Annotated in this window: 21 protein-coding genes; 12 read left to right on the plus strand and 9 right to left on the minus strand. The window is 68.7% G+C overall.

What is annotated here, in order from left to right; translation table 11 throughout:
• Positions 1–8: 8 nt before the first annotated feature.
• The 7 genes from AC3WQM_RS04525 to AC3WQM_RS04555 all read left to right on the plus strand — a co-directional run bounded on the left by AC3WQM_RS04525 (position 9) and on the right by AC3WQM_RS04555 (position 8548).
• Positions 9–653, plus strand: a complete 645-nt coding sequence (locus AC3WQM_RS04525) for a paraquat-inducible protein A (protein WP_492677102.1) — start codon at positions 9–11, stop codon at positions 651–653.
• A gap of 2 nt (positions 654–655) precedes the next feature.
• Positions 656–1393: a paraquat-inducible protein A gene (locus AC3WQM_RS04530; RefSeq protein WP_492677190.1), complete on the plus strand. Its 738-nt coding sequence runs from the start codon at positions 656–658 to the stop codon at positions 1391–1393.
• Positions 1390–3045: a PqiB family protein gene (locus AC3WQM_RS04535; RefSeq protein ID WP_492677103.1), complete on the plus strand. Its 1656-nt coding sequence runs from the start codon at positions 1390–1392 to the stop codon at positions 3043–3045. The genes AC3WQM_RS04530 and AC3WQM_RS04535 overlap by 4 nt, the downstream gene beginning before the upstream one ends.
• Entirely contained in the window at positions 3042–3668 is a 627-nt protein-coding gene (locus AC3WQM_RS04540; protein WP_492677104.1) for a PqiC family protein, read from the plus strand. The genes AC3WQM_RS04535 and AC3WQM_RS04540 overlap by 4 nt, the downstream gene beginning before the upstream one ends.
• Before the next feature lie 155 nt (positions 3669–3823).
• Positions 3824–5434 (plus strand): MFS transporter, encoded by a 1611-nt coding sequence (locus AC3WQM_RS04545; protein ID WP_492677105.1) that lies wholly within the window; start codon positions 3824–3826, stop codon positions 5432–5434.
• Between the two features lie 19 nt (positions 5435–5453).
• Complete coding sequence (locus tag AC3WQM_RS04550; protein WP_492677106.1) at positions 5454–6938, plus strand: flavin-containing monooxygenase; 1485 nt, start codon at positions 5454–5456, stop codon at positions 6936–6938.
• Between the two features lie 173 nt (positions 6939–7111).
• Positions 7112–8548, plus strand: coding sequence for a PAN domain-containing protein (locus AC3WQM_RS04555; RefSeq protein WP_492677107.1), 1437 nt, complete (start codon positions 7112–7114; stop codon positions 8546–8548).
• Between the two features lie 48 nt (positions 8549–8596).
• On the opposite strand, the gene AC3WQM_RS04560 is transcribed toward AC3WQM_RS04555, so the two are convergent.
• Positions 8597–9814, minus strand: a complete 1218-nt coding sequence (locus tag AC3WQM_RS04560; protein WP_492677191.1) for a serine hydrolase domain-containing protein — start codon at positions 9812–9814, stop codon at positions 8597–8599.
• A 285-nt stretch (positions 9815–10099) separates the two neighbouring features.
• Between AC3WQM_RS04560 and AC3WQM_RS04565 the strand changes: the two genes are divergently transcribed.
• Positions 10100–10576 carry a VOC family protein gene (locus AC3WQM_RS04565; protein WP_492677108.1) on the plus strand — a complete coding sequence of 159 codons (477 nt, stop codon included), beginning with the start codon at positions 10100–10102 and terminating at the stop codon, positions 10574–10576.
• 18 nt (positions 10577–10594) lie between these two features.
• Here AC3WQM_RS04565 and AC3WQM_RS04570 read toward each other — a convergent pair whose 3' ends face one another.
• The 8 genes from AC3WQM_RS04570 to AC3WQM_RS04605 all read right to left on the minus strand — a co-directional run bounded on the left by AC3WQM_RS04570 (position 10595) and on the right by AC3WQM_RS04605 (position 16289).
• Entirely contained in the window at positions 10595–12025 is a 1431-nt protein-coding gene (locus tag AC3WQM_RS04570) for an MATE family efflux transporter (RefSeq protein WP_492677109.1), read from the minus strand.
• Positions 12022–12594, minus strand: a complete 573-nt coding sequence (locus AC3WQM_RS04575) for a DUF2239 family protein (protein ID WP_070060635.1) — start codon at positions 12592–12594, stop codon at positions 12022–12024. Before AC3WQM_RS04575 ends, AC3WQM_RS04570 begins: the two co-directional genes overlap by 4 nt.
• Positions 12595–12662: 68 nt before the next feature.
• Positions 12663–13103: a MarR family winged helix-turn-helix transcriptional regulator gene (locus AC3WQM_RS04580; protein ID WP_492677110.1), complete on the minus strand. Its 441-nt coding sequence runs from the start codon at positions 13101–13103 to the stop codon at positions 12663–12665.
• Positions 13100–13462 (minus strand): GIY-YIG nuclease family protein, encoded by a 363-nt coding sequence (locus tag AC3WQM_RS04585; RefSeq protein ID WP_492677111.1) that lies wholly within the window; start codon positions 13460–13462, stop codon positions 13100–13102. The genes AC3WQM_RS04580 and AC3WQM_RS04585 overlap by 4 nt, the downstream gene beginning before the upstream one ends.
• Before the next feature lie 56 nt (positions 13463–13518).
• Positions 13519–14028, minus strand: coding sequence for a hypothetical protein (locus AC3WQM_RS04590; RefSeq protein WP_492677112.1), 510 nt, complete (start codon positions 14026–14028; stop codon positions 13519–13521).
• An 85-nt stretch (positions 14029–14113) separates the two neighbouring features.
• Positions 14114–14452, minus strand: coding sequence for a hypothetical protein (locus AC3WQM_RS04595; RefSeq protein ID WP_492677113.1), 339 nt, complete (start codon positions 14450–14452; stop codon positions 14114–14116).
• A 19-nt stretch (positions 14453–14471) separates the two neighbouring features.
• Positions 14472–15518, minus strand: a complete 1047-nt coding sequence (locus AC3WQM_RS04600; protein WP_492677114.1) for a hypothetical protein — start codon at positions 15516–15518, stop codon at positions 14472–14474.
• Positions 15519–15596: 78 nt separating this feature from the next.
• The gene (locus tag AC3WQM_RS04605) at positions 15597–16289 is read right to left on the minus strand and encodes a hypothetical protein (protein WP_489056813.1); all 693 of its coding nucleotides are present in this window, start codon (positions 16287–16289) and stop codon (positions 15597–15599) included.
• Positions 16290–16669: 380 nt separating this feature from the next.
• On the opposite strand from AC3WQM_RS04605, the gene AC3WQM_RS04610 reads away from it, so the two are divergent.
• The 4 genes from AC3WQM_RS04610 (at position 16670) to AC3WQM_RS04625 (ending at position 22042) form a co-directional block, all read left to right on the plus strand.
• On the plus strand, positions 16670–17464 hold the full coding sequence (locus AC3WQM_RS04610) for a LuxR C-terminal-related transcriptional regulator (RefSeq protein WP_489056814.1): 795 nt from the start codon (positions 16670–16672) through the stop codon (positions 17462–17464).
• Positions 17465–17555: 91 nt separating this feature from the next.
• Complete coding sequence (locus tag AC3WQM_RS04615) at positions 17556–18470, plus strand: sensor histidine kinase (protein WP_492677115.1); 915 nt, start codon at positions 17556–17558, stop codon at positions 18468–18470.
• Positions 18471–18549: 79 nt separating this feature from the next.
• Positions 18550–20925, plus strand: coding sequence for a Tex family protein (locus AC3WQM_RS04620; RefSeq protein ID WP_492677116.1), 2376 nt, complete (start codon positions 18550–18552; stop codon positions 20923–20925).
• Between the two features lie 40 nt (positions 20926–20965).
• The gene (locus AC3WQM_RS04625; RefSeq protein WP_489056817.1) at positions 20966–22042 is read left to right on the plus strand and encodes a phospholipase; all 1077 of its coding nucleotides are present in this window, start codon (positions 20966–20968) and stop codon (positions 22040–22042) included.
• Positions 22043–22139 lie beyond the last annotated feature (97 nt).

Here is a 22139-nt window from a genome sequence, read left to right on the forward strand (position 1 = left end):
ACGGCCTCATGAAGGAAGTACCTGACACCGTGGTCTGCCCGGGCTGCGACGCGGTCTACGCCCGCACGCCGCTGGCGCCGCGCGACGTGGCCGAGTGCCCGCGCTGCGGCACCGAGCTCGACCGGCACCCGGGTGCGCAGCAGCGGCGCATCCTGCCGCTGACGGTCGCGAGCCTGATCATGTTCGCCATCGCCAACCTGTTTCCCATCGTCGAGATCGAATTGCAGGGCCTGCGCAGCCAGACCACGCTGGCCGGCGCGGTGGTGGTGCTGAGCGCCGAGGGCATGTCGCCGGTGGCGCTGCTGGTGCTGGCCACGACCATCCTGTTTCCGCTGCTGCAGCTGTGCATCCTGGCCTACCTGCTGGTGCCGCTGGCCCGCGCGCACCGGCCCTGGGGCTTCGCGATGCTGGTGCGCATGATGCAGACGCTGCGGCCCTGGGGAATGATCGAGGTCTTCCTGCTCGGCGTGCTGGTGGCGATCGTCAAGCTGTCGAGCATGGCGACGGTGGTGCCGGGGCCCGCGCTGTGGGCCTTCGTGGCGCTCACCGTGACGCTCACGGCCGTGCTGTCGTTCAACCCCGGCGCGTTCTGGGAGATGACCTTCCGCCAGGCCGATGAGGAAGATGCCGATGCACCGGAGGTGCGCGCATGAACATGCGCGGGCTGCCCGCCCGCCTGGCCTCGGCACGTCCCTGGGAGGCGCAGGCCGACGACGAGCACGACCACGAGAACCCTGTGCCGACGGCCGCCGGGCTCGGCCTGCACGTCTGCACGCACTGCACGGCCGTCTGGCGCGATGCCGAAGATGGCGACGCCTGCGCCCGTTGCGGCACGCGCCTGCACACGCGCAAGCCGCAGAGCCTGAACCGCACCTGGGCCTTCCTGATCGCGGCCTGCATCATGTACATCCCGGCCAACCTGCTGCCGGTGATGATCACGCGCACGCTGTTCGGCGCGCAGTACGACACCATCCTCAGCGGCGTCATCTACTTCTGGGTGTCGGGCGCCTGGGGGCTGGCGGCGATCGTGTTCATCGCGAGCTTCCTGGTGCCGCTGTTCAAGCTGGCGGTATTGCTCTTGCTTGTGGTGCTGGCGCAGCGGCGCAGCAACTGGCGCCGGCGCGAGCGGGCCAAGCTGTATCACATCATCGAGATCATCGGACGCTGGTCGATGCTCGATGTGTTCGTGGTGTCGCTGCTGACCGGGCTGGTGCAGATCCAGGGCTTCGCGGTCATCACCGCGGGCGTGGGCATTGCGGCCTTCGGCGCGGTGGTGGTGCTGACCATGCTGGCCTCGCTGAGCTTCGACCCGCGCCTGACGTGGGACGGCCCGGCGCCTGAAGCAGACACGGATGAACGACAGATTGAAAGCAGGGAAGAAAAAATCGCATGAGTGAAGAAGACACGCAACCGCAAGACCGTCCGGCAGCGTCGGCCCCGCCCGCGCTGCCGAAGCCGAAAGTGGCGCGCCGCCGCGAATGGCTGCCCTCGCTGATCTGGCTGATTCCCATCGTCGCCGCGCTGGTCGGCGTGACGCTGGTGGCCAAGATCCTCATGGAACGCGGCCCCGAGATCGTGCTGACCTTCAAGACGGCCGAAGGCCTCGAAGCCGGCAAGACCGCCGTGAAATACAAGGACGTGCAGATCGGCCTCGTGCAGAGCCTGCGCCTGGCGCGCGACCGCTCGCACGTGCGCGTGCTGGTGCAGCTGAACAAGGACGCCGAGGGCTTCACCTCGGCCGACTCGCGCTACTGGGTGGTGCGGCCCCGGCTCGACACCTCGGGCATCTCGGGACTGGGCACGCTGCTGTCGGGCGCCTACATCGGTGCCGACGCGGGCGTCGAGAAGGAAACCTCGGGCGAATTCACCGGCCTCGAATCGCCGCCCATCGTCACGCGCGGCGACTCGGGCCAGCAGTTCCTGCTGCGGGCGCGCGACGTGGGCTCGCTCGACGTCGGTTCGCCCGTGTACTTCCGGCGCATCAAGGTCGGGCAGGTCGCGGCCTACGAGCTCGACGGCGACGGCCGCGGCGTCACGCTGCGGGTGTTCGTGAACGCGCCGTACGACAAGTTCGTCGGCATGAACACACGCTTCTGGCAGGCCAGCGGCATCGACGCGCAACTCAGCGCCAGCGGCTTCACGCTGCGCACCCAGTCGCTGGCCACCATCCTGCTCGGCGGCATCGCCTTCCAGGCGCCCGACGACGCCATGGGCCCGCTGGCCAAGGAGAACACGGCCTTCGCGCTGGCGCAGGACGAAAGCTCCGCCATGAAGGAGCCCGACGGCCCCTCGCAGACGCTGCTGATGTACTTCAACCAGTCGCTGCGCGGCCTCACGCCGGGCGCGCCGGTCGACTTCCGCGGCGTGGTGCTGGGCGAGGTGAAATCCATCGGCGTCGAGTTCGACCGCGCCGAGCGCGAGTTCCGCATGCCGGTGCTGGTGCAGATCTACCCCGACCGCCTGCGCCGTCGCGAAAGCGGTGCGCAGCCTACGGAGTCGCGCGCGACGCAGCAGGAACGGCTGCGCTTCCTGGCCGAGAAGGGCCTGCGCGCCCAGCTGCGCAACGGCAACCTGCTGACCGGCCAGGTCTACGTGGCGCTCGACTTCTTCCCGAAGGCGCCGCCCGCGAAGATCGACCTGTCGAAGAGCCCGATCGAGCTGCCGACCATTGCCAACGGCCTGGACGAGATCCAGACGCAGGTGCAGGAGATCGCGACCAAGCTCAACAAGGTGCCCTACGAGCAGATCGCCACCGACCTGCGCACCACGCTGGCCACGCTCAACAAGACGCTCACCAGCACCGAGCAGACCGTCAGCCGCATCAACAGCGACGTGACGCCCGAGCTGGCCGCCGCGATGAAGGACGTGCGCAAGACCGTCAACTCGGCCGAACGCACGCTGGCCGACGACTCGCCGCTGCAGCAGGACATGCGCCAGACCTTGCGCGAGCTGACGCGCGCCGCCGGTTCCGTGCGCATCCTGACCGACTACCTCGAACGCCATCCCGAATCGCTGCTGCGCGGCAAACCGGACGACAAGAAATGAAGACGACGACCTTCGCGCTCGCGGGCGCCGCCGCGTTGCTGGTGCTGGCAGGCTGCGCGAGCAAGCCCGACAGCTACTACACGCTGGCCAGCCCACCCGCGCTCACCGACGCGGCGCCGCGCATTCCCAATGCGGCGTCGCCGCTGTACATCGAGCTTGCGCCCATTGCCGTGCCCGAGCGGCTGGCGCGCCCGCAGATGGTGGTGCGCCGCCCGACCGGCGGCGTACAGGTCGACGTGCTCGAGCAGCACCGCTGGGCCTCGTCCTTCGAGAACGAGCTGCGCGACGCGCTGGGCAGCGGCATCGCCGGCCGGCTCGGCGCGCTCGACGTGACCCAGGGCGGTCGCCAGGCCTCGCAGCCCGTGTGGCGCGTGGCGGTGCAGGTGCGCCAGTTCGAGATGGTGGACGGCGGGCGCGTGGACGCCGGCTTCACCTGGACGCTGCGCCGCTCCGACGAGGCGCGCACGGTGGTGTGTCGGCTCGACGCGGGCGAGGCGACGGGCAGCGGCATGGATGCGCTTGCGCAGGGCGCGCAGCGCGTGACAGCAGCGGCTGCTGCAGCCATGGCGCGCAGCGTGAACGCGGCGCAGGCGAACCCGGGCGCGACGGCGTGCGCGATCTGACTTCTTGCCTTTCTCCCTCCCCCTCTGGGGGAGGGCAGGGGCGGGGGCGCGGCGGCGCTTGTGCAGGCGCTGCTTCCAGTTGGAAGATGCCCCCATCCCAACCTTCCCCCAAAGGGGGAAGGAGTCATACCGGCAACCCCTGAACCGGAGGCCCCATGGCACAGATCGGCAAGGCGCCCTGCGACGACACGCTGATCCTGCATGGGGCGAATCCACCCACGGAAGAGGGCGCCTGCCCCGAGGCCTCCAAGCCCTGGGTGCTGGCCGCGGCCATCGTCGGCTCGAGCATGGCCTTCATCGACGGCACGGTGGTCAACGTTGCCTTGCCTGCCATCCAGGCCGATCTGCACGCCACGGCCTTCCAGGCGCAATGGGTGGTCGAGTCGTACGCCTTGCTGCTCGCGGCGCTGCTGCTGGTGGGCGGCGCGCTCGGTGACCGCTACGGAAGGCGGCGCATCTTTGCCATCGGCGTCGTCGTGTTCGCCCTGTCGTCGGTGGGCTGTGCACTGGCGGCCGACGTGCAGCAGCTCATCGCCGCACGCGCGATTCAAGGCATCGGCGGCGCGCTGCTGGTGCCGGGCAGCCTGGCGCTCATCAGCGCCTCGTTTCCCGAGAAGGAACGCGGCAAGGCCATCGGCACCTGGTCGGGCTTCAGCGGCATCACTGCGGCGGTGGGGCCGGTGCTGGGCGGCTTCCTGGTCGATCACTTCTCGTGGATCTGGGCCTTCCTCATCAACGTGCCGATGGCGCTGCTGGTGCTGTGGATCGTGCGCCGCCACGTGCCCGAGAGCAAAGGCGCCGCGGCGCGCGGCGGGCTCGACCTGTGGGGCGCGCTGTTGGCGACCGCCGGACTGGGCGGCATCGTCTACGCCTTCATCGAGGCGCCGACGCAGGGCTGGCGTTCGCCGGCCGTGCTCGCGGCGCTGGCGATCGGCGTCGCGGGCAGCATCGGCTTCGTCGTCGCCGAACGCCGGGCGCGCACGCCGATGCTGCCGCTGTCGTTGCTGCGCATCGGCAACTTCAGCGGCGCCAACCTGCTGACCTTGCTGCTGTATGCGGCGCTGGGCGGTGGACTGTATTTCTTTCCGCTCAACTTGATCCAGGTGCAGGGCTACTCGGCCACGGTGGCGGGCGCGGCGCTGCTGCCGTTCATCTTCCTGATGTTCGCGCTCTCGGGCTGGGCCGGGCAGCTGGTCGACCGCTTCGGGCCGCGCGTGCCGCTGGTCATCGGGCCAGCCATCGCGGCCGTGGGCTTTGCGCTGTTCGCGCTGCCGGGCGTGGGCGCGAGCTACTGGAGCGGCTTCCTGCCCGCCGTGGTGGTGCTGGGCTTCGGCATGACGGTGACGGTCGCGCCGCTCACCACCACGGTCATGAATGCCGTGGGGCCCGACCTCGCGGGCGTGGCCTCGGGCGTGAACAACGCGGTGTCGCGCGCGGCGGCGGTGCTGGCGATTGCCGTGTTCGGCGCCATCATGGCCTGGGCCTTCGACGCGGCGCTGGCCGAGCGACTGCAGGCGATGGGCGCGTCGGACGAGCTGCGGGCTTTTCTTGCGGCCGAGCGCGACCGATTGGCCGCGGCCGGTGCGCCGCCGGGTGCCGATGCGGCCACCGTCGCCGCCGTGAAGCACGCGGTGGCCGAATCCTTCGTCGCGGGCTTTCGCTGGGTGATGCTGCTGAGCGCCGGCCTGGCCGTGCTGAGTGCGGTGAGTGCCTGGCTGATGATCCGGCGCACGCCCGTGGACAAGCCAGACAACAACAAGCCATGAGACAGGAGACAAAGAACCGATGGAAGCAGCACAACCGGCCGTCGCGCCGCCGCACGTCGATGTCCTGATCGTCGGCGCCGGCCTCTCCGGCATCGGCGCCGCCTGCCACCTGCAGGCGCAGTGCCCGGGCCGCAGCTACGCGATCCTCGAAGGGCGCGAACGCAGCGGCGGCACCTGGGACCTGTTCCGCTACCCGGGCGTGCGCTCCGACTCCGACATGTACACGCTGGGCTACGTGTTCCGCCCGTGGACGCAGGCCAAGGCGATCGCCGATGGCCCGTCGATCCTGCAGTACGTGCGCGACACCGCGCGCCAGCACGGCGTCGACGACAAGATCCACTACCAGCACCGCGTGGTGCGCGCCGCCTGGTCGAGCGCCGACGCCTGCTGGACGGTCGACGTGGCGCAGGGCGCCGACCAACGGCTCGTGCAGTGGCGCTGCAACTTCCTCTTCCTGTGCAGCGGCTACTACCGCTACGAGGCGGGCTACACACCCGACTTCGCCGGCATGGCCGACTTCCAGGGCCGCATCGTCCATCCGCAGCACTGGCCCGCCGACCTGGACCACAGCGGCCGGCGCGTGGTCGTGATCGGCAGCGGCGCCACCGCGATGACGCTGGTGCCAGCCATGGCCCAGAGCGCCGCGCACGTCACGCTGCTCCAGCGCTCGCCGACTTACGTGGTGGCGCGCCCGGCCGAAGACCCCATTGCCAACCGCCTGCGGCGCCTGCTGCCGGCGATGGCCGCGTACCGCCTCACGCGCTGGAAGAACGTGACGCTCGGCATGCTGTTCTTCCGGCTCGCACGGCGCAAGCCGGCGCGCGTCAGGCGCATGCTGCTGGGCGGCGTGCGCCATGCGCTCGGGCCTGGCTATGACATCGCCACGCACTTCACGCCGCGCTACAACCCGTGGGACCAGCGCCTGTGCCTCGTGCCCGACGGCGACCTGTTCGCGGCGCTCAATGCGGGCCGTGCGTCGATGGTCACGGACCACATCGACACCTTCACGCCCGAGGGCCTGCGGCTGAAGTCGGGCCGCGTGCTGGAGGCCGACATCATCGTCACCGCCACCGGCCTCGAGCTGCAGGTGCTCGGCGGCATCGAGCTGAGCGTGGACGGCCGCCGCGTCGACCCCGCCGCGACCTTCAACTACAAGGGCATGATGTACAGCGACGTGCCCAACCTGGCCTCGTCCTTCGGCTACACCAACGCCTCGTGGACGCTCAAGTGCGACCTGACCTGCGCCTACGTCTGCCGGCTGCTGAACCACATGCACACGCACGGCTGGCGGCAATGCACGCCGCACAACGCGGGCCCCGACCTGTCGCCCGAACCGTGGATCGACTTCAGCTCGGGCTACGTGCAGCGCTCGCTCGACAAGTTTCCCAAGCAGGGCGCGCACACGCCGTGGAAACTGCACCAGAACTACCTGCGCGACATCCTCCTGCTGCGCCTCGGGCGCGTGGACGACGGGGTCATGGCGTTCTCAAATCGCGTGGCCTGAGCGCGCTGCGTGACACGTCGATGTATAGCTCTGCTCAATACAACATCGAAGATTTTTGAATTGGATCGATGGCAGGCGGCGGTGATTTACTCCGCCCGGCGTTGCACTCGCACTGAAAAAACGGCGAGGCGGCACCCGGGAATCACCCCACGACCCTGTGATGAGGAGACCTCATGAAGTCATCGATCCGTGCATCCCTGGCGGGCCTGCTGTTCGCAGCGCTGGCAGGACATGCAAGCGCCGCCTCGCTGGACGCTTTCGCGGCCACGCCGAACGCCGCCATCTCCGGCAACAACATCGAGAACCTGACGCAGTCGACACCCGAGATGTGCGCGTCGGCCTGCCTGGGCGCGCCACGCGGCGCCTGGTGCGTCTCGTTCGACTACAACAAGGCCGGCCAGAGCTGCGACCTGAGCGACAAGCGCGCCGCCGATGTGGGCGGGCTGAAGACCGACTACCCCGGCAACCCCTATGACCACTACAGCCTGAAGCCCGATCCGCTGAAGCCTTTCGCGCGCACGCCCAATGCGGCCATCAGCGGCTACAACACCGAAGCCCTGCAGTCCGTGACGCCCGCCGACTGCGCCAACGCCTGCACCGACGCGAGCCGCTCGTCGTGGTGCAAGTCGTTCGACTATCACAAGACCGCGCAGCGCTGCGACCTGAGCGACAAGCGCGCCAGCGACATCGGCGGCCTGAAGACCGACTACGTCGGCAACCCCTACGACCACTACTCGCTGATCGCGGGCGAGGGCGTTCCCAACCCCGTGCCCGGCAACAAGCACATCCTGCTGATCGGCATCGACGGCCTGCGCGGCGACGCCATCCAGTGCGCGGGCTGCGTGCAGACGCCGGCGATGTCGGCGCTGATTGCCGGCGGCGCCTTCCACGGCAACGTGCTGGCGGGCGGCACCAAGCAGGCGACCGTGAGCGGGCCGGGCTGGTCGTCGGTGTTCACCGGCTTCTGGGCCGACAAGCATGGCGTGACCTCGAACACCACCACCTTGCCGCTGAAGAAGACGCACGTGTTCGACCAGATCAAGGCGGCCTGGCCGACGGCCACGACGGCGGTGGTGGGCGACTGGTTCAACATCACCCACAACCTGCGCCCGGCGCTGGCCGACTTCGTGGTCGCCAACGCGGCCAAGAATTCGCAGCAGGCCACCGATGCGGTGAAAGGCTGGCTGAGCTGGAAGCACCCGCCGACGGCGATCTTCTACTACCTGCACAACGTCGACGTCCACGCGCCGAGCTACGACCCGCTCAATGCCTACTACCAGGGCAAGATCGCCGGCGAAGACCAGCAGATCCAGCAGGTGCTCACGGCGCTCACGTCGCGCCCGAACTACGCGAACGAGGAATGGCTGATCGTCGTCACCTCGGACCACGGCGGCACCGGCAGCAGCCACGGCGGGCAAACGGCGGCCGAACGCGACACGCTGCTGATCCTGAACAACAACCACCAGAACCCGCTCAAGCCCAGCTACTGCGTGGGCAACCTGGGCGGCACCGTGCTGACGCAGGTGGACGGGACCACGCCGCACATCCTGGACTTCCTGGGCCTGCCGAACGCCACCGAAGGGCAGAAGCACCCGGCGTGCGGCCACTGAAAGGAAGAGGGTAGCCCGCGCGCTCCCCTTCACCGGCAAGCGAAACGCCTACCTTTTTGCTGCAGTGCGGCGAGCCGGCGCGCCCAGCAGGTGCCGCCCCAGCGCCTCGAAGGCCGGGAGCGTGACGGGGTCGTTCGCTGCGTTGCCCGCCACCGGGTGCGAGGCGTAGCGCACGATCACCATCTGCGCCTTCGGGTCGATGTAGATGCGCTGGCCATGCACGCCGCGCGCCATGTAGGCGCCGTGGTCGTTGTGCGTGACCCACCACATGTCGCGGTAGCTCCAGCCCTGCAGCAGGGGGTAGCCGCCTTTGGTGAAGGCGGCCTTGTCGCCGCCGCGGCGGATGTCGTCGACGGCGGCCTTGGGCACGACTTGGTGGCCCCGCACGCGGCCGTCGTTGCGCAGCATCTCGCCGAAGCGCGCGAGGTCGCGCAGGCCGGTGTTCAGGCCGCCGCCCGCGAAGGGCGTGCCGATGGAGTCGACGGTGAAGTAGGCGTCCTGCTCGGCGCCCAGGTGGCGCCAGATGCGCTCCGACAGCAGCTGCGCCACGGTGCGGCCGGTGGCGCGCGCGATCACCCAGCCCAGCACGTCGGAGTTGACGGTCTTGTAGCCGAAGCCCTCGCCGTGCCGCCCCTCGGGCTGCACGGTCTGCAGGAACTCGTAGTAGCTGCGCGGGCCGGTGTAGTCCCTGGGCTTGGGCAGCGGGTTGCCGGCCTGCGCATGGGCCCAGACCTCGGCCTTCGGGTCGGCGTAGTCCTCGCTGAACTTCAGGCCCGTGGTCATGTCGAGCACCTGGCGCACGGTGGCGTTGCCGAAGGCCGAGGTCGCCAGCTCGGGCACGTAGTCGACCACCGGCTTGTTGGCATCGAGCGTGCCTTCGGCCACCAGCATCGCGCCCAGCGTGCCGACCACCGACTTGGTGACGGACATGGCGCCGTGCTGGCCGTCGTCCCTCAGCACGCCGAAGTAGCGCTCGTAGACCACGCGCCCGCGGTGCAGCACGAGGATGCCGTCGGTGTAGGTGGCGGCCAGCGAGGCGTCCCAGGTCATGGGCGTCTTCGCATCGAGCGGCGTGAAGCGCAGCGTGTCGATGTCCTTGCGCAAGGCCTGGGGCAGGGCGGTGGGCGCACCGAGCCCGCGCGACACGTTCACGGTCGGCATCAGCTGGCGGAAATTCGACACGCTCCAGCGCATCGCCGGAAACTGGAAATAGCTGCCGTCATCGAAACGCAGCATGCGGTCGGGTGGCGGCGGCGAGCCGGTCATCCAGCCGAGCCGGGCGGGGTCGCTGGCGGCGGCGTCGGGGTAGGCGGTGTCGGCCGCACCGGCCGACACCGCCAGGGCAGCGAGCCCGGCGGCGAGGAAAGCCTGGGCGCTGAAGCGGGTTCTTGAAGGGGCGAACATGGCAGTTCCGAAGCGAAGGATCGGCCCATTGTGGCCCGCGGCCCCACCTGCGAACTTCTCACTGACAGCCGCGGCGCAGGTTGACAGGGCGCCGCTTCGGCTTTGATACTGAACTCCCTGGTTCATCATCCAAGCAAAGGAGATTCGATGCAGAAGATCATTCCCTGCCTCTGGTTCGACGGCAACGGCGAGGAGGCGGTCAAGTTCTACACCGCCATCTTTCCGAAGTCGCGCCTCACCGACACGCTGCTCTGGGGCGATGTGAATCCCGCCAAGAAGGGCAAGCTGCTCACGGCGACCTTCGAGCTCGACGGGCAGTCGTTCATGGTGCTCAACGGCGGGCCCGAGTACAAGTTCACCCCGGCCATTTCGCTCAGCGTGAGTTGCGAGACGCAGGAGGAGGTCGACTACTACTGGGACAAGCTGCTCGAGGGCGGCGGCCAGCCGGTGCAGTGCGGCTGGCTCACCGACCGCTTCGGCGTGTCGTGGCAGGTTGCGCCCATGCCGCTGATCCGCATGTTCCAGGACAAGGACCCCGCCAAGGCGGCCCGCGCGATGGTGTCCATGATGACGATGATCAAGCTCGACATCGCCACGGTGAAGAAGGCCTTCGACGGGGAGTGACCCCCGCCGAGGCACCGATCAGACCAGCCGGCCGATCGGTTTCTTGCGCCACACCAGCCGGTAGTACGCGGTCTGCAGCAGCAGCATCGCGCCGAAGGTGACCGGGTAGGCGACCCAGATCCCGTCCAGGCCCATGCCGAAGTGGCGGCTCATGAGCCAGGCCACCGGCACTTCGACACCCAGGATGCAGGCGATGGTGATGAGCGTCGGCACCAGCACCGAGCCGCTGGCGCGCATGATCCCCGACACCGCCGACGCCATGCCGAACAGCACCATGCTCCACAGCATGATGTGCAGCAGGTTCTGCGCAATCTCGATCACCGGTGCGCTGGTGATGAAGAAACCCATCAGCGGACGCGAGAACAGGTAGCCCAGCAGCACCAGCCCGCCCGTCAGCACGAGGTTCATGCCCAGCGCGGTCTGCACGATCGCGCCGAGCCGGTTGGCGCGGCCCGCGCCGATGGCCTGCGCGCCGAGGATCGACGTGGTGATGGCGATCGAGATGGCCGGGAACTGCACGTAGGCCACCACCTGGTTCACCGCGCCGTAGGCGGCCGTGGCGTTGGAGCCGTAGCTGTTGACCATCGACAGCAGCACCACTTCGGCCAGCGCCACGACGATCATCTGCACGCCCGTGGGCACGCCGATCTTCAGCACGGCCTTCAGCAGCTGCGGCTGGACGCGCAGGCAGCGCACGAACTCCGCGTCGGGCGCGAGTGGGCTCTTTTTCTGGCGCAGCCGGAAGCCCAGCCACGTGGTCGCGACCGCGAACGAGAGCACCGAGGCCCACGCGCCGGCTGCCACGCCGAGCTGCGGCAACCCGCCCCAGCCGCGGATGAGCGCGGGCGTGACGACCAGGCCGATGGCCGTGGAAATCAGCAGCGTCAGCAGCGGCGTGATGGTGTCGCCCACGCCGCGCAGCATGGCGGTGGCCAGCAGGAACAGGAACACGCCGGGCATCGCGATCAGCATGATGCGGGCATAGCGCGTGGAGTCGGCCAGCACGTCGGGCGGCGTGCCCAGCATGGCCAGCATCGGCGTGGTGAAGACACCGCCGAACACCGCGATCGCCAGGCCCAGCAGCAGGCCCACCGTGAGCGTGGTGCCTGCCACCGCCTTGGCCTTGGCCGCGTCGCGCGCGCCCCAGGCCTGGCCGATGAGCACCGAGGCGCCCGCGCCCAGGCCGATGATGAAGGCGATGAAGAAGAACATCACCGGGAAGAAGCTCGACACCGCCGCCAGCGCGCTCACGCCGAGCATCTGCCCGACGTAGATGTTGTTGATGGTGCCGGAGAGCGATTGCAGGATGTTGCTGAGCAACATCGGCGCCAGGAAGAACAGGAACACCTTCCACAGCGGACGCGACGCACCCACGGGCGCGACGGGCACGCCCTTGAGTCCGCTCTGGTTGCTGCCGGGGCCGGTGGCGTGGTCGGGCGCCGCGCTCATGCAGCACCCCAGCCACCGGCCGACAGCTTGTGCAGGTGCACGCGCAGGTCGGTGGGCCAGGGTTCCACGAGGTCGCTGAAGCGCTGATGCTCGCCCGCGAACAGCGCGCGCGTGGCTTCCTCGAAGCCGGGCAGGTTGCCCGCGATGGCGGTCATGAAGCGGTAGGTGGCTTCGCGCGCAGCGCGCACCGTGTCGCGGTCGGCGTGCACGTGGCGTGCGTCGTCCACCAGCTTGCGCAGCGCCACCGAGGCGCCGCCCGGCTGACGGCCGAGCCAGTCCCAGTGGCGCGGCAGCAGCGTGACTTCGCGCGCCACCACGCCCAGGCGCGGACGGCCGACGCCGCGGGGCGCGTCTTCGTGTTTTTCGGCTTCGAGTGCGGAGGTTTCGATGGCCTTCGGGTCGCGCAGATCGACATCGAGCTGCTCGCCGGTCTGGTCGTCGAACACGAGGCAGGTGGCGGCGTCGCCGCGCTCGCGCAGTTGCGTGAGCACCTGGGCCTTGGTGCCGGCGGCGACGCGCTGGAAGCCGGCAAACGCAGTGAATGTGGTCGGTAGTTCGTCGGGTGACATGCGGATTCTTTTTGGGTTGTCGATCCGGGCGGAACGAAACGAGGTTCGTAATCTACCCGCAGGACGGTTCAGGCGTGCGGCGTGTCGTGATCGCACAGCGCCCGCAGCGCGGCATGCAGGTCTGGCAGGCGTTGCGGGTCCAGCGATTTCACGGCGTCGGCGCAGATCGCCTCGACGGTGGTGATGGCGGCTTGCATCAACTTCTTTCCGCCGCTGCGAATAATCGCATGGCGTCGGGCGTCGCCATCGGGTCCCGTCGTGCGCTCGGCCAGGCCGGTCTTTTCGAGCAGCACCATCTTGCGGATGAGCGCCGACATTGGCAACCCCAGCGTGTGCGCCAGCTCGGCCATCGGCATGGCGCCGTTGCCGGCTCGCAGCAACAGATGGAGCAGGGTGAAGTCGTCGTAGTCCAGGCCGTGGAAGGCGCCCAGGTCTTCGTTGAGTTTGAGGCTCAGGCTGGCGTGGGCGCGGCCGAGGTCGAGGCAAAAGCCCAGTGCGTCGGTGCTCATGGTGTGTTGTAGCCCTTGTCCGTGGTGCACTGGAGTTCCTCGCGCCAGAGCTCCAGCAGCTTTTCCAATTCGGCCGCGCGGTCGAAGGCGGGGTCGTCGCGCTCCTTCACCCGGTCGATCAGCTCGAAGCCGAAGTGCGTCGCGCCCTGCGCCACCCAGTCGCGCTGCAATGCCTTGTTGCGGTGCGAGCGCAGGTTCAGCTCGAAGCGGGCGCGGTTCATGGCGCCTTCGACGTCGAGGCTGCCGGCCACGTAGACGCGGCCGTCCTTCAGGTTGCGGATGACGAAGACGCCGGCGGGACGCACGCTGTCCTTGTATTGCTTGACGAGGGTACGTCGGGTGGAGGGAGATGGATTCATCTCCAAATATTACCCGGGCAAAATATAAAACACAATACACCCGGGTAAAAATAGATTCACTCGGCGCGCAGCCGGTGCCATCCCCGAAGGACGCGCCGGTGCACCGCCCGCACGATGCGCCAGGGGCGGCTTTCGCGCACCCGTGTCAGCACGCCGTCTTTCCAGGTTTTCCAGCGCGGGTACCAGCGGGCGAACCAGGCCAGCTGCATCAGCGAGCCTTCGACCAGCTGGAAGATCCGCGCGACCACGGCCGTGCCCGCGAGCTTGGTCAGCAGCAGCACGGCCATGCCGCTGATCGCGTGGCCGCGCCCGAAGAGAAACAGCGCCAGGAGCTTCACCGGAAAGAGCAGCAGCACCGGCACGAAGAACGCCAGCAGGGCGCCCCAGGGCGGCAGCGCGCGCAGCAGGTTCTCCAGCCGCGCCCAGAAGGGCAGGCGCGACAGCCGCGCGACCAGCGCCGCCAGCGGGGCCCAGCCCCATTCCTCGAACAACAGCACGGGAACGAGCACCGCCGTGGCGGCGGCGCGGAGCAGGGCGCGCAAGGCGCGCACGAGGGGGTGTTGCATGTGCGAAGGGTATACGCACACGGCCGAGCGCCGCCGGGACCTTGCGGGCCCGGCGGCGCAGCGTTCGAAAAAGTGGCGTCTGCCTCTACTTGCCGCCGACGCTGCTGTCTTCCGACGGCCGGAAGAACAGGTACTCGCCCCGGCCCAGTTCGGGCGTGACCTCGTAGCCGCCGCATCGCGTGACGTTGCACTGGATGATCACGACGCGCGGCCAGATGGTGGCCGAGGTCGGAAACCCCGGCATGTACTGCGGCACGTGCCAGACGCCGTAGTCGCCCACCGGCTCGGCGTTCTCCGTGCCGCTGGCGTTCTGCAGGCCGCTGCCCATGGGCATCCGCTCGATGCGGATGACCGGCGTGGCGGCCACCGAGGCCGTGGCCACGCAGGAGGCGGCGACCCAGAGGAAGAGGGTCCTGGTGTTCATGATGGATTCCAGGCGGACCTCATTGCGCGTCGGCCGGGGCGGCAGCCACCTCGTCGGTCGCGTCGGCCGGCAGGCGGCGCGTGATGCGCGCTTCCAGGATGTCCGGCTGCGGGGCGGCCTCGACCGGTGCCGCGGTGACGCTGGCGACCGGGGCGGGTTCGGCCGTGGCCATGGCGCCTTCTTCCGGCACGGCCGCGATCGGGGCCGGTGCCGGCTCCATCGGCGCGGGCAGCGGTGCGGCTTCCAGGGCCGGCGCCGCCGTCACCGGCGAGGGCACGGCCGGCTGTTCCTGCGCGGGCGCGACCACCGGCACCGCCGCCACGGGCGCTGCCGGCGTTGGGGCGGCCGGCTGCGGCACGACGGCCACCGGAGCTGGAACGGGCGCCGGCGCGGGGGCGGGTGCCACGACAGCGACAGGCGCCGCCGGTGCAGGCGCGGGCACAGGTGCCGGTGCAGCGGCCACGGGCGCAGCCACCGCCGGGCGGGCCGCCACCGGCGCGCCGGCCGACGAGGCCTGCGGGCCGAATGCGCTCACGCGTTCCTCGGCGGTCATCGACTGCGGGCACTTCGAGCCGGTCATCTCCAGCGCGGCCTGGGCCGCCGGGTCCATGCAGTCCATGGCCAGCGACGCTGCCTTCATGCCCTTGTTCCAGAGCTCGCGGCTCATCTTCAGGCGCTTGCAGTGTTCGTCCGTCCAGGTGGTGCCGAAGCTCAGGCCGACCCCCGGGCCGTTGGCGCTGGCGCTGGTGCTGCCCATGCAGGTGTCGTTGCTGGTCGTCAGGTTCGGGCCGCTCACGGACGGCACGTTCTTGACGGTGTAGCTGCCACGGTAGTCGACGACGCTGGTCGTCGCACCCGTGTTGTTGATGTTCTGTGTGCTGTTGCTGTCCACCGTGGCCCGGGAAGTGACATCCGAGGGGGCGGAGCTGTTGAAGTTCACCGCCTGGGTGTTGCCCTGGGCGTTGGTGGTGGCCGAACTGCTTGACTGGTTGTTGGCGCCGCCCGCCGTTTGCGCCGAAGCGCCGACAGACAAGCCCAGCAAGGCCAGGGCGATCAATGTTTTCATTTTTTCGACTCCTTTGGGAAGCAGGGGAGGGGCGTGCCCCTCCCCGTTTCTGGTCCAACAACCGATCTACCGGATCGCTCAGGGAGCGTTGGCGGTTGCGCCAGCGATCGCGCCGCCAGCGGTGCCGCCACCGTTGCTGAAGGTCGCTGCGTTGCCGAGGTGGAAGTTGACGACGCCGGTCGAACCGCCGGTCGAACCTGCCGTGGCCGAGGTGGTCGTGCCGTTGACCACGCCGTTCACAGCACCGGAAGTGGCGTTGTAGCCAGCCGTCGTGCCCGAGGTGCGTGTCACCACAGCCAGACCGCCGCCAGGACCTGCAGCCGTTGCCGCCGTGTTGTTGGTGGTCGAGCCCGCTGCGCCGCCTGCGGAACCGCTCACCGGATTCGCACCGCCGCCAGCGTAGTTGGCATTGGCAGCCGACGTTGCATTGGCCTGTGCGTTCGCACCGCCTGCGGCCACGCCGTTGCCGGTCGTTGCTGCCACGCTGGTCACGCTGCCTTGGGTCGTTGCCGTGCCGCCTGCCGTGGCGCCGCCCACACGCAGGAAGGCATTGCCCGCTGCGCCGCCCGCTGCGTTGGCCGTGGCCGACGAGCTGGAGTTGGCTGCGTTGTAGCTCAGTGCGCTGCCCGTTCCGGAGCTGGCGGCGACCGAGCCAGCCGAACTGGAGGAGCCGGTCGTGGTGTTGGTGACGGCGAGCGCCACGCTGCTACCGGTTGCAGTCCCGATGCCAGCCACGAGAACCACTGCCATGGCGATAAGAGTCTTCTTCATGATGCTTCCTCGATAGTGTTGAAACGAACCCGATCGCCGGGGAATCCGGCCATCAGCTAACGGTCAGCGAGCACGGATTGAATGGATTCCGTTGCGACCGGGATGCAGTTTCAGCGGGGGGAAGGGATCGAAAAATGCCTCAGGCTGGGTAGTGCAAGGCTATGGCGAAAGCAATGTCCGCAGCCATTTCCGGTACCGGCAGGGAGCCGGTTTTCCGCAGGGTTCCCCTCGGAGCCACTATCACTTTCGTTCACAATCTGGCAATATTGCAACCAGACGAAACCAAGGTAATCAAAAAAGCCGCGAACCAAAAAAAGAGTAGAAATCGATTAACTTTTGTTCACGAAGTCGCGACTTATTTCTGTGACAAGGGGACGTAAATGGAAAACGAGCTTGACATTTCATTGACCGATGTCGGTGGCGGTGCTAGGAAGTTCTCCAATCCTGGCCAGTTTGGTGGGCTCCTGGCGCCCTCGGCGGATACCCTGCCGTGGCCGGACTACCTCACGGGCCAGGAAACCAAGCCCGTTCGTGTCTTGCTCGTCGACGACGACCCCTTTGTCCGCCGTGTCATTGCCCAGGAACTGCTGGGCGATCTGCGCATCCAGCTCGAAGGCCAGGCCGGCTCCCTGCGCGAGGGCCGGCGCCTCCTGATGCAGCATGAATTCGATGTGCTCATGGTCGACATCCGCCTCGGAGACGGCAGCGGATTCGAGCTCATCGAAGAGGCCAAGAAGCACCGCAGCGCCGCCGAGATCATCGTCATTTCCGCGCTGGAAGACGAGCCTCAGGTGCTGCATGCCTTCGAGCTCGGGGCCTCGGGTTACCTGGTGAAGAACGCCTGGTTCCAGAGCTACGCCCAGGCCGTGCTGCAGGTGGTCAACGGCGGTGCCGCCATCACCCCCCGACTGGCACGCCGGCTGCTCGTGCACCTGGACCACCAACGCTCCAATGCGAGCCCGGTGCGCCCGCCGGACAGCAAGGCCACCCTGTCGGCACGGGAGCGCGAAGTGTTGCGACTTGTAGCCACGGGATATGTGACGGAAGAGATCGCTCTGCAGCTCACCATCAGTGCCCAGACGGTTAACGCACACGTCAAGAACATCTACCGCAAGCTGCACGCCCACACCCGCGCGCAGGCCGTGAGCTTCGCCTCGCACCGGGGGCTGCTCTAGGGCGCGCTTCGGGCGCGCCGCGTTCGCAGCGGAGCCACCCATGCCCGCGCCGGCGTCCCCGCTCCCGCCGTATTTCCTGGAGGACCAGTTCGTGTGGCTTTCCATCGCTGCGTGGTGCGTGCTCCTGATCTGGCTGTGGCCCCGTGCCTCGCGCCGGCGGCTGCTGCTGTGGGTCGGACTGGCCTGCGCGCTGCACCTGACGCCGGTGGTGGGACAGCTGATCCGGGCCACGTCGGCGATCACCACACTGGGTACCGAGGTGCCGGGCGCCTTCTGGGCCCTGCAGGGGGTCAACATCGCCGTGCTCTGCATGATCGTCGGCACGTGGTATCTCACGCGGCGCCGCCTCGTGCGGTACCGCCAGACGCAGGCCGTGCTTGCCGAGCGCCGCCGCATCGCCAGCGACCTGCATGACGGCGTCGGCTCGCGGCTGGTGGCGCTCATGGCCAGCTACGACCCGCGCTCCGCCGACGCTCGCGAGCTGTCGATGGCCCTGCAGGCCTGCCTGCTGGAGCTGCAGATGACGGTCGACTCCCTCGACGACCAGGCCGACACCAGCATCGGCGAGCGTCTGGGCCATTTGCGTTACAGGCTGCAACCGGCGTTCGACCGCCTGGGCATCGCGCTCGTCTGGAATGTGCAGGATGTGGTGCTGGCACCGCCGCTCTCGTCCGAGGCCGCGATGCAGCTGTGTCGCATCGCTCAGGAGGCCTTGTCGAACGTGCTGCGCCATTCGCAGGCCACCCGCGTGGAAGTGCGCTTCGGCCCGCGCGAACGTTCACACGGGCTGGTGCTCGAAGTGCTGGACGACGGGCGCGGCCTGGATGGGGCGGCCGGCGAGCCCGGGGGCAAGGGACTGCGCAGCATGCGCGAGCGCGCCGATGCCCTGCACGGCGAGCTGGCCGTCATGGACGTGGCGCCGCACGGGCTGCGCATCCGGCTCGTGATGCCCGGTGAAGTGCTGCCGCCGACGGCGGTCGCCGCAGAGGCCGAGAGCACGTTGTAACCATGCCGTGGGGGTGCCCGGCGGGACGCCTCTTCGCCTATGGCAAACTTCCGCGCTTTGCCAGGGACGCGCTCAAGACATGCAGAAAATCATTCGCCAGCTCGCCGTTGAAATCAAGGTCGGCGAGCACCAGGTGAAGGCCGCCGTCGAACTGCTCGACGAAGGCGCCACGGTTCCATTCATTGCCCGCTATCGCAAGGAAGTCACGGGCGGCCTCGACGACATCCAGCTGCGCGAACTGGAAGCCCGCCTGTCTTACCTGCGCGAACTTGAAGACCGCCGCGTGGCGGTGCTCAAAGCCATCGACGAGCAGGGCAAGCTGACCCCCGAGCTGCGCGCCGCGATCGAATTCGCGCCCACCAAGCAGGAACTCGAAGACCTGTACCTGCCGTTCAAGCAGAAGCGCCGCACCAAGGGCCAGATCGCCCGCGAATTCGGCATCGAGCCGCTGGCCGACAAGCTGCTGGCCGACCCCACGCTCGACCCCGCCGCCGAAGCCCAGGCCTTCCTGCAGCCCGCCACCACGCTGGACGACGGCAAGCCGGGCCCCGATTTCTCGACCGTGCCGCTCGTGCTCGACGGCGTGCGCGACATCCTGTCCGAGCGCTGGGCCGAAGACGCCGTGCTGGTGCAGGGCCTGCGCGAATGGCTCTGGAACGAAGGCCTGCTCAAGTCCAGCCTGATGAGCGGCAAGGACGAAAACAACGCCGACATCGCCAAGTTCCGCGACTATTTCGACTACGACGAGCCCATCGGCCGCGTGCCCTCGCACCGCGCCCTGGCCGTGTTCCGCGGTCGTGCGCTCGAAGTGCTCGACGCCAAGCTCGTGCTGCCCGTCGAGCCCGAGCCGGGCAAGCCCAGCATCGCCGAAGGCAAGATCGCGCTGCACCTGGGCTGGAGCCACGCGGCCCGCCCGGCCGACGACCTGCTGCGCAAGTGCGTGGCCTGGACCTGGCGCGTGAAGCTGGCCCTGTCGACCGAGCGCGACCTGTTCACCCGCCTGCGCGAAGACGCCGAAAAAGTCGCCATCAAGGTGTTCGCCGACAACCTGCGCGACCTGCTGCTGGCCGCACCCGCCGGCCGCCGTGTCGTGATGGGCCTGGACCCGGGCATCCGCACCGGCGTGAAGGTGGCCGTGGTCGATTCGACCGGCAAGCTGGTCGAAACCGCCACCGTGTTCCCGCACGAGCCACGCAAGGACTGGGAAGGCTCGCTGCACACCCTCGGCAAGCTCTGCGCCAAGCACGGCGTGAACCTCATCGCCATCGGCAACGGCACCGCCAGCCGCGAGACCGACAAGCTGGCCGGCGACCTCATCAAGCTGCTGGCCAAGATGGCCGCGCAGGCCGGTGCGCCCGAAATGACAGTCGACAAGGTCGTCGTCAGCGAAGCCGGTGCCTCGGTGTACTCCGCCAGCGAATTCGCCTCGCAGGAAATGCCCGATGTCGACGTGAGCCTGCGCGGTGCCGCCTCCATCGCACGCCGCCTGCAGGACCCGCTGGCCGAGCTCGTGAAGATCGACCCCAAGAGCATCGGCGTGGGCCAGTACCAGCACGACGTGAACCAGAGCGAACTCGCGCGCACCCTGCAGACCGTGGTCGAAGACTGCGTGAACTCGGTGGGCGTCGACCTGAACACTGCGAGCGTGCCGCTGCTCAGCCGCGTGTCCGGCCTGTCGGCCAGCGTGGCCAAGGCCGTGGTGCGCTGGCGCGAAGCCAACGGTGCGTTCTCCACCCGCAAGCAGCTGCTCGACGTGACCGGCTTCGGCCCCAAGGCCTTCGAGCAGAGCGCCGGCTTCCTGCGCATCCGCGACGGCGCCGACCCGCTGGACATCACCGGCGTGCACCCGGAAACCTACCCGCTGGTCGAGCAGATCATCGTCAAGACCGGCAAGCCGATCGCCGAGCTGATGGGCCGCGCCGACATGCTCAAGACCCTCAAGCCCGAGCTGTTCGCCAACGAGAAGTTCGGCGTCATCACGGTCAAGGACATCCTGGGCGAACTCGAGAAGCCGGGCCGCGACCCGCGTCCCGACTTCAAGGTGGCGCGCTTCAACGACGGCGTGGACGACATCTCCGACCTCACCGAGGGCATGATCCTCGAGGGCACCGTGAGCAACGTGGCCCAGTTCGGCGCCTTTGTCGACCTGGGCGTGCACCAGGACGGCCTGGTCCACGTGAGCCAGCTGAGTCACAAGTTCGTCAACGACGCCCGCGAAGTCGTCAAGACCGGCGACATCGTCAAGGTCAAGGTGATGGAAGTCGACGTGGCGCGCAAGCGCATCGGCCTGTCGATGAAGCTCGACGCCGCGCCCGCACGCCGCGACGGCCCGCGCGACAACCGCTTCGAAGGGGCAGGGCGCGGCCAGCAGCAGCAAGGCCGGCGCGACAACTCGCCGCAGCCGGCGGGGCAGATGGCGAGTGCGTTTGCCAAGTTGCAGGGGTTGCGCAAGTAACCCACCCGCGGACCGCACGTTTCTTGCAAACATCGCCGGCATGAAAGCCCTGCGCATCTACGCCGGCCCCGCGGCCCGCCAGCACATCGAGCAGCACGGCCTGCGCCCGCAGGACGTGCGCACCATCCCCGGTGCGGCGGGCGGGCCCAAGGGGCTGATCCTCGGGCCGCTCGATCGCTTCATCTTCGGGCGCTGGCTCACGCAGTCGAGCCAGCCGGTGGACCTGGTGGGCGCGTCGATCGGCGCGTGGCGGCTGGCGACGGCCTGCCTGTCGGACCCGGAGGCGGCCTTCGGGCGCTTCGAGCACGACTACGTGCGCCAGCAGTTCGAAGTGCCGCCGGGCCAGAAGCGGCTCAGCCCGCACCAGCTCAGCGAACGCTTCGCGGAAAGCCTCGACACCTTCTACGGCGGGCGCATCGGCGAGGTGCTGGGCCATGCGCGCTACCGGCTGCATGTGGTGACCTCGCGCGGGCGCCACATCCTGGGGCGCGAGGGCAGGGCGCGCACGCCGGTGGGCTACCTGGGCGCCTTCGCGAGCAACAGCCTGCACCGCAAGAGCCTGGGCGCGTGGCTGGAGCGCTGCGTGTTTTCCACGCCCGGCGCGGCCTTGCCTTTCGGCACGACCGACTTCCGCACGCGCCAGCACGCGCTGAGCGAGGCCAACTTCAACCGCGTGCTGCAGGCCTCGTGCTCCATTCCGTTCCTGCTGGCCGCGGTGCACGACATCCCGGGTGCGCCGCGCGGCGCCTACTGGGACGGCGGCATCACCGACTACCACCTGCACCTGGACTACCAGCCCGCCGACGAGGGCATCGTGCTGTACCCGCACTTCCAGCAGGCCGTGGTGCCGGGCTGGCTCGACAAGGGGCTGCGCTGGCGCCACAAGTCGACGCGCTTTCTCGACCGCATGGTGGTGCTGGCGCCCAACCCTGAATGGGTGAAGACGCTGCCGCACGGCAAGCTGCCGGACCGCAAGGATTTCATCCGCTTCGCGAACGACGCGCAGGCGCGCATCACAGCCTGGGGCCAGGCCACGCGCGAGGCGACGCGGATGTCGGACGAGTTCGAGGCCTGGCTCGGTGACGACGGGCGTTCGCGCGACATCCTGCCGCTCTGAGCACGCCAAAGTACCGTTGTCCCGTCGGGGACAAACCCTGAGCGCCCGCGCAGGAAGGCGCTTCGAGAATGGTCCGATCCATGCCATCCGAAGGGTT

This window comes from Variovorax sp. FW301-JW7, assembly GCF_058788795.1.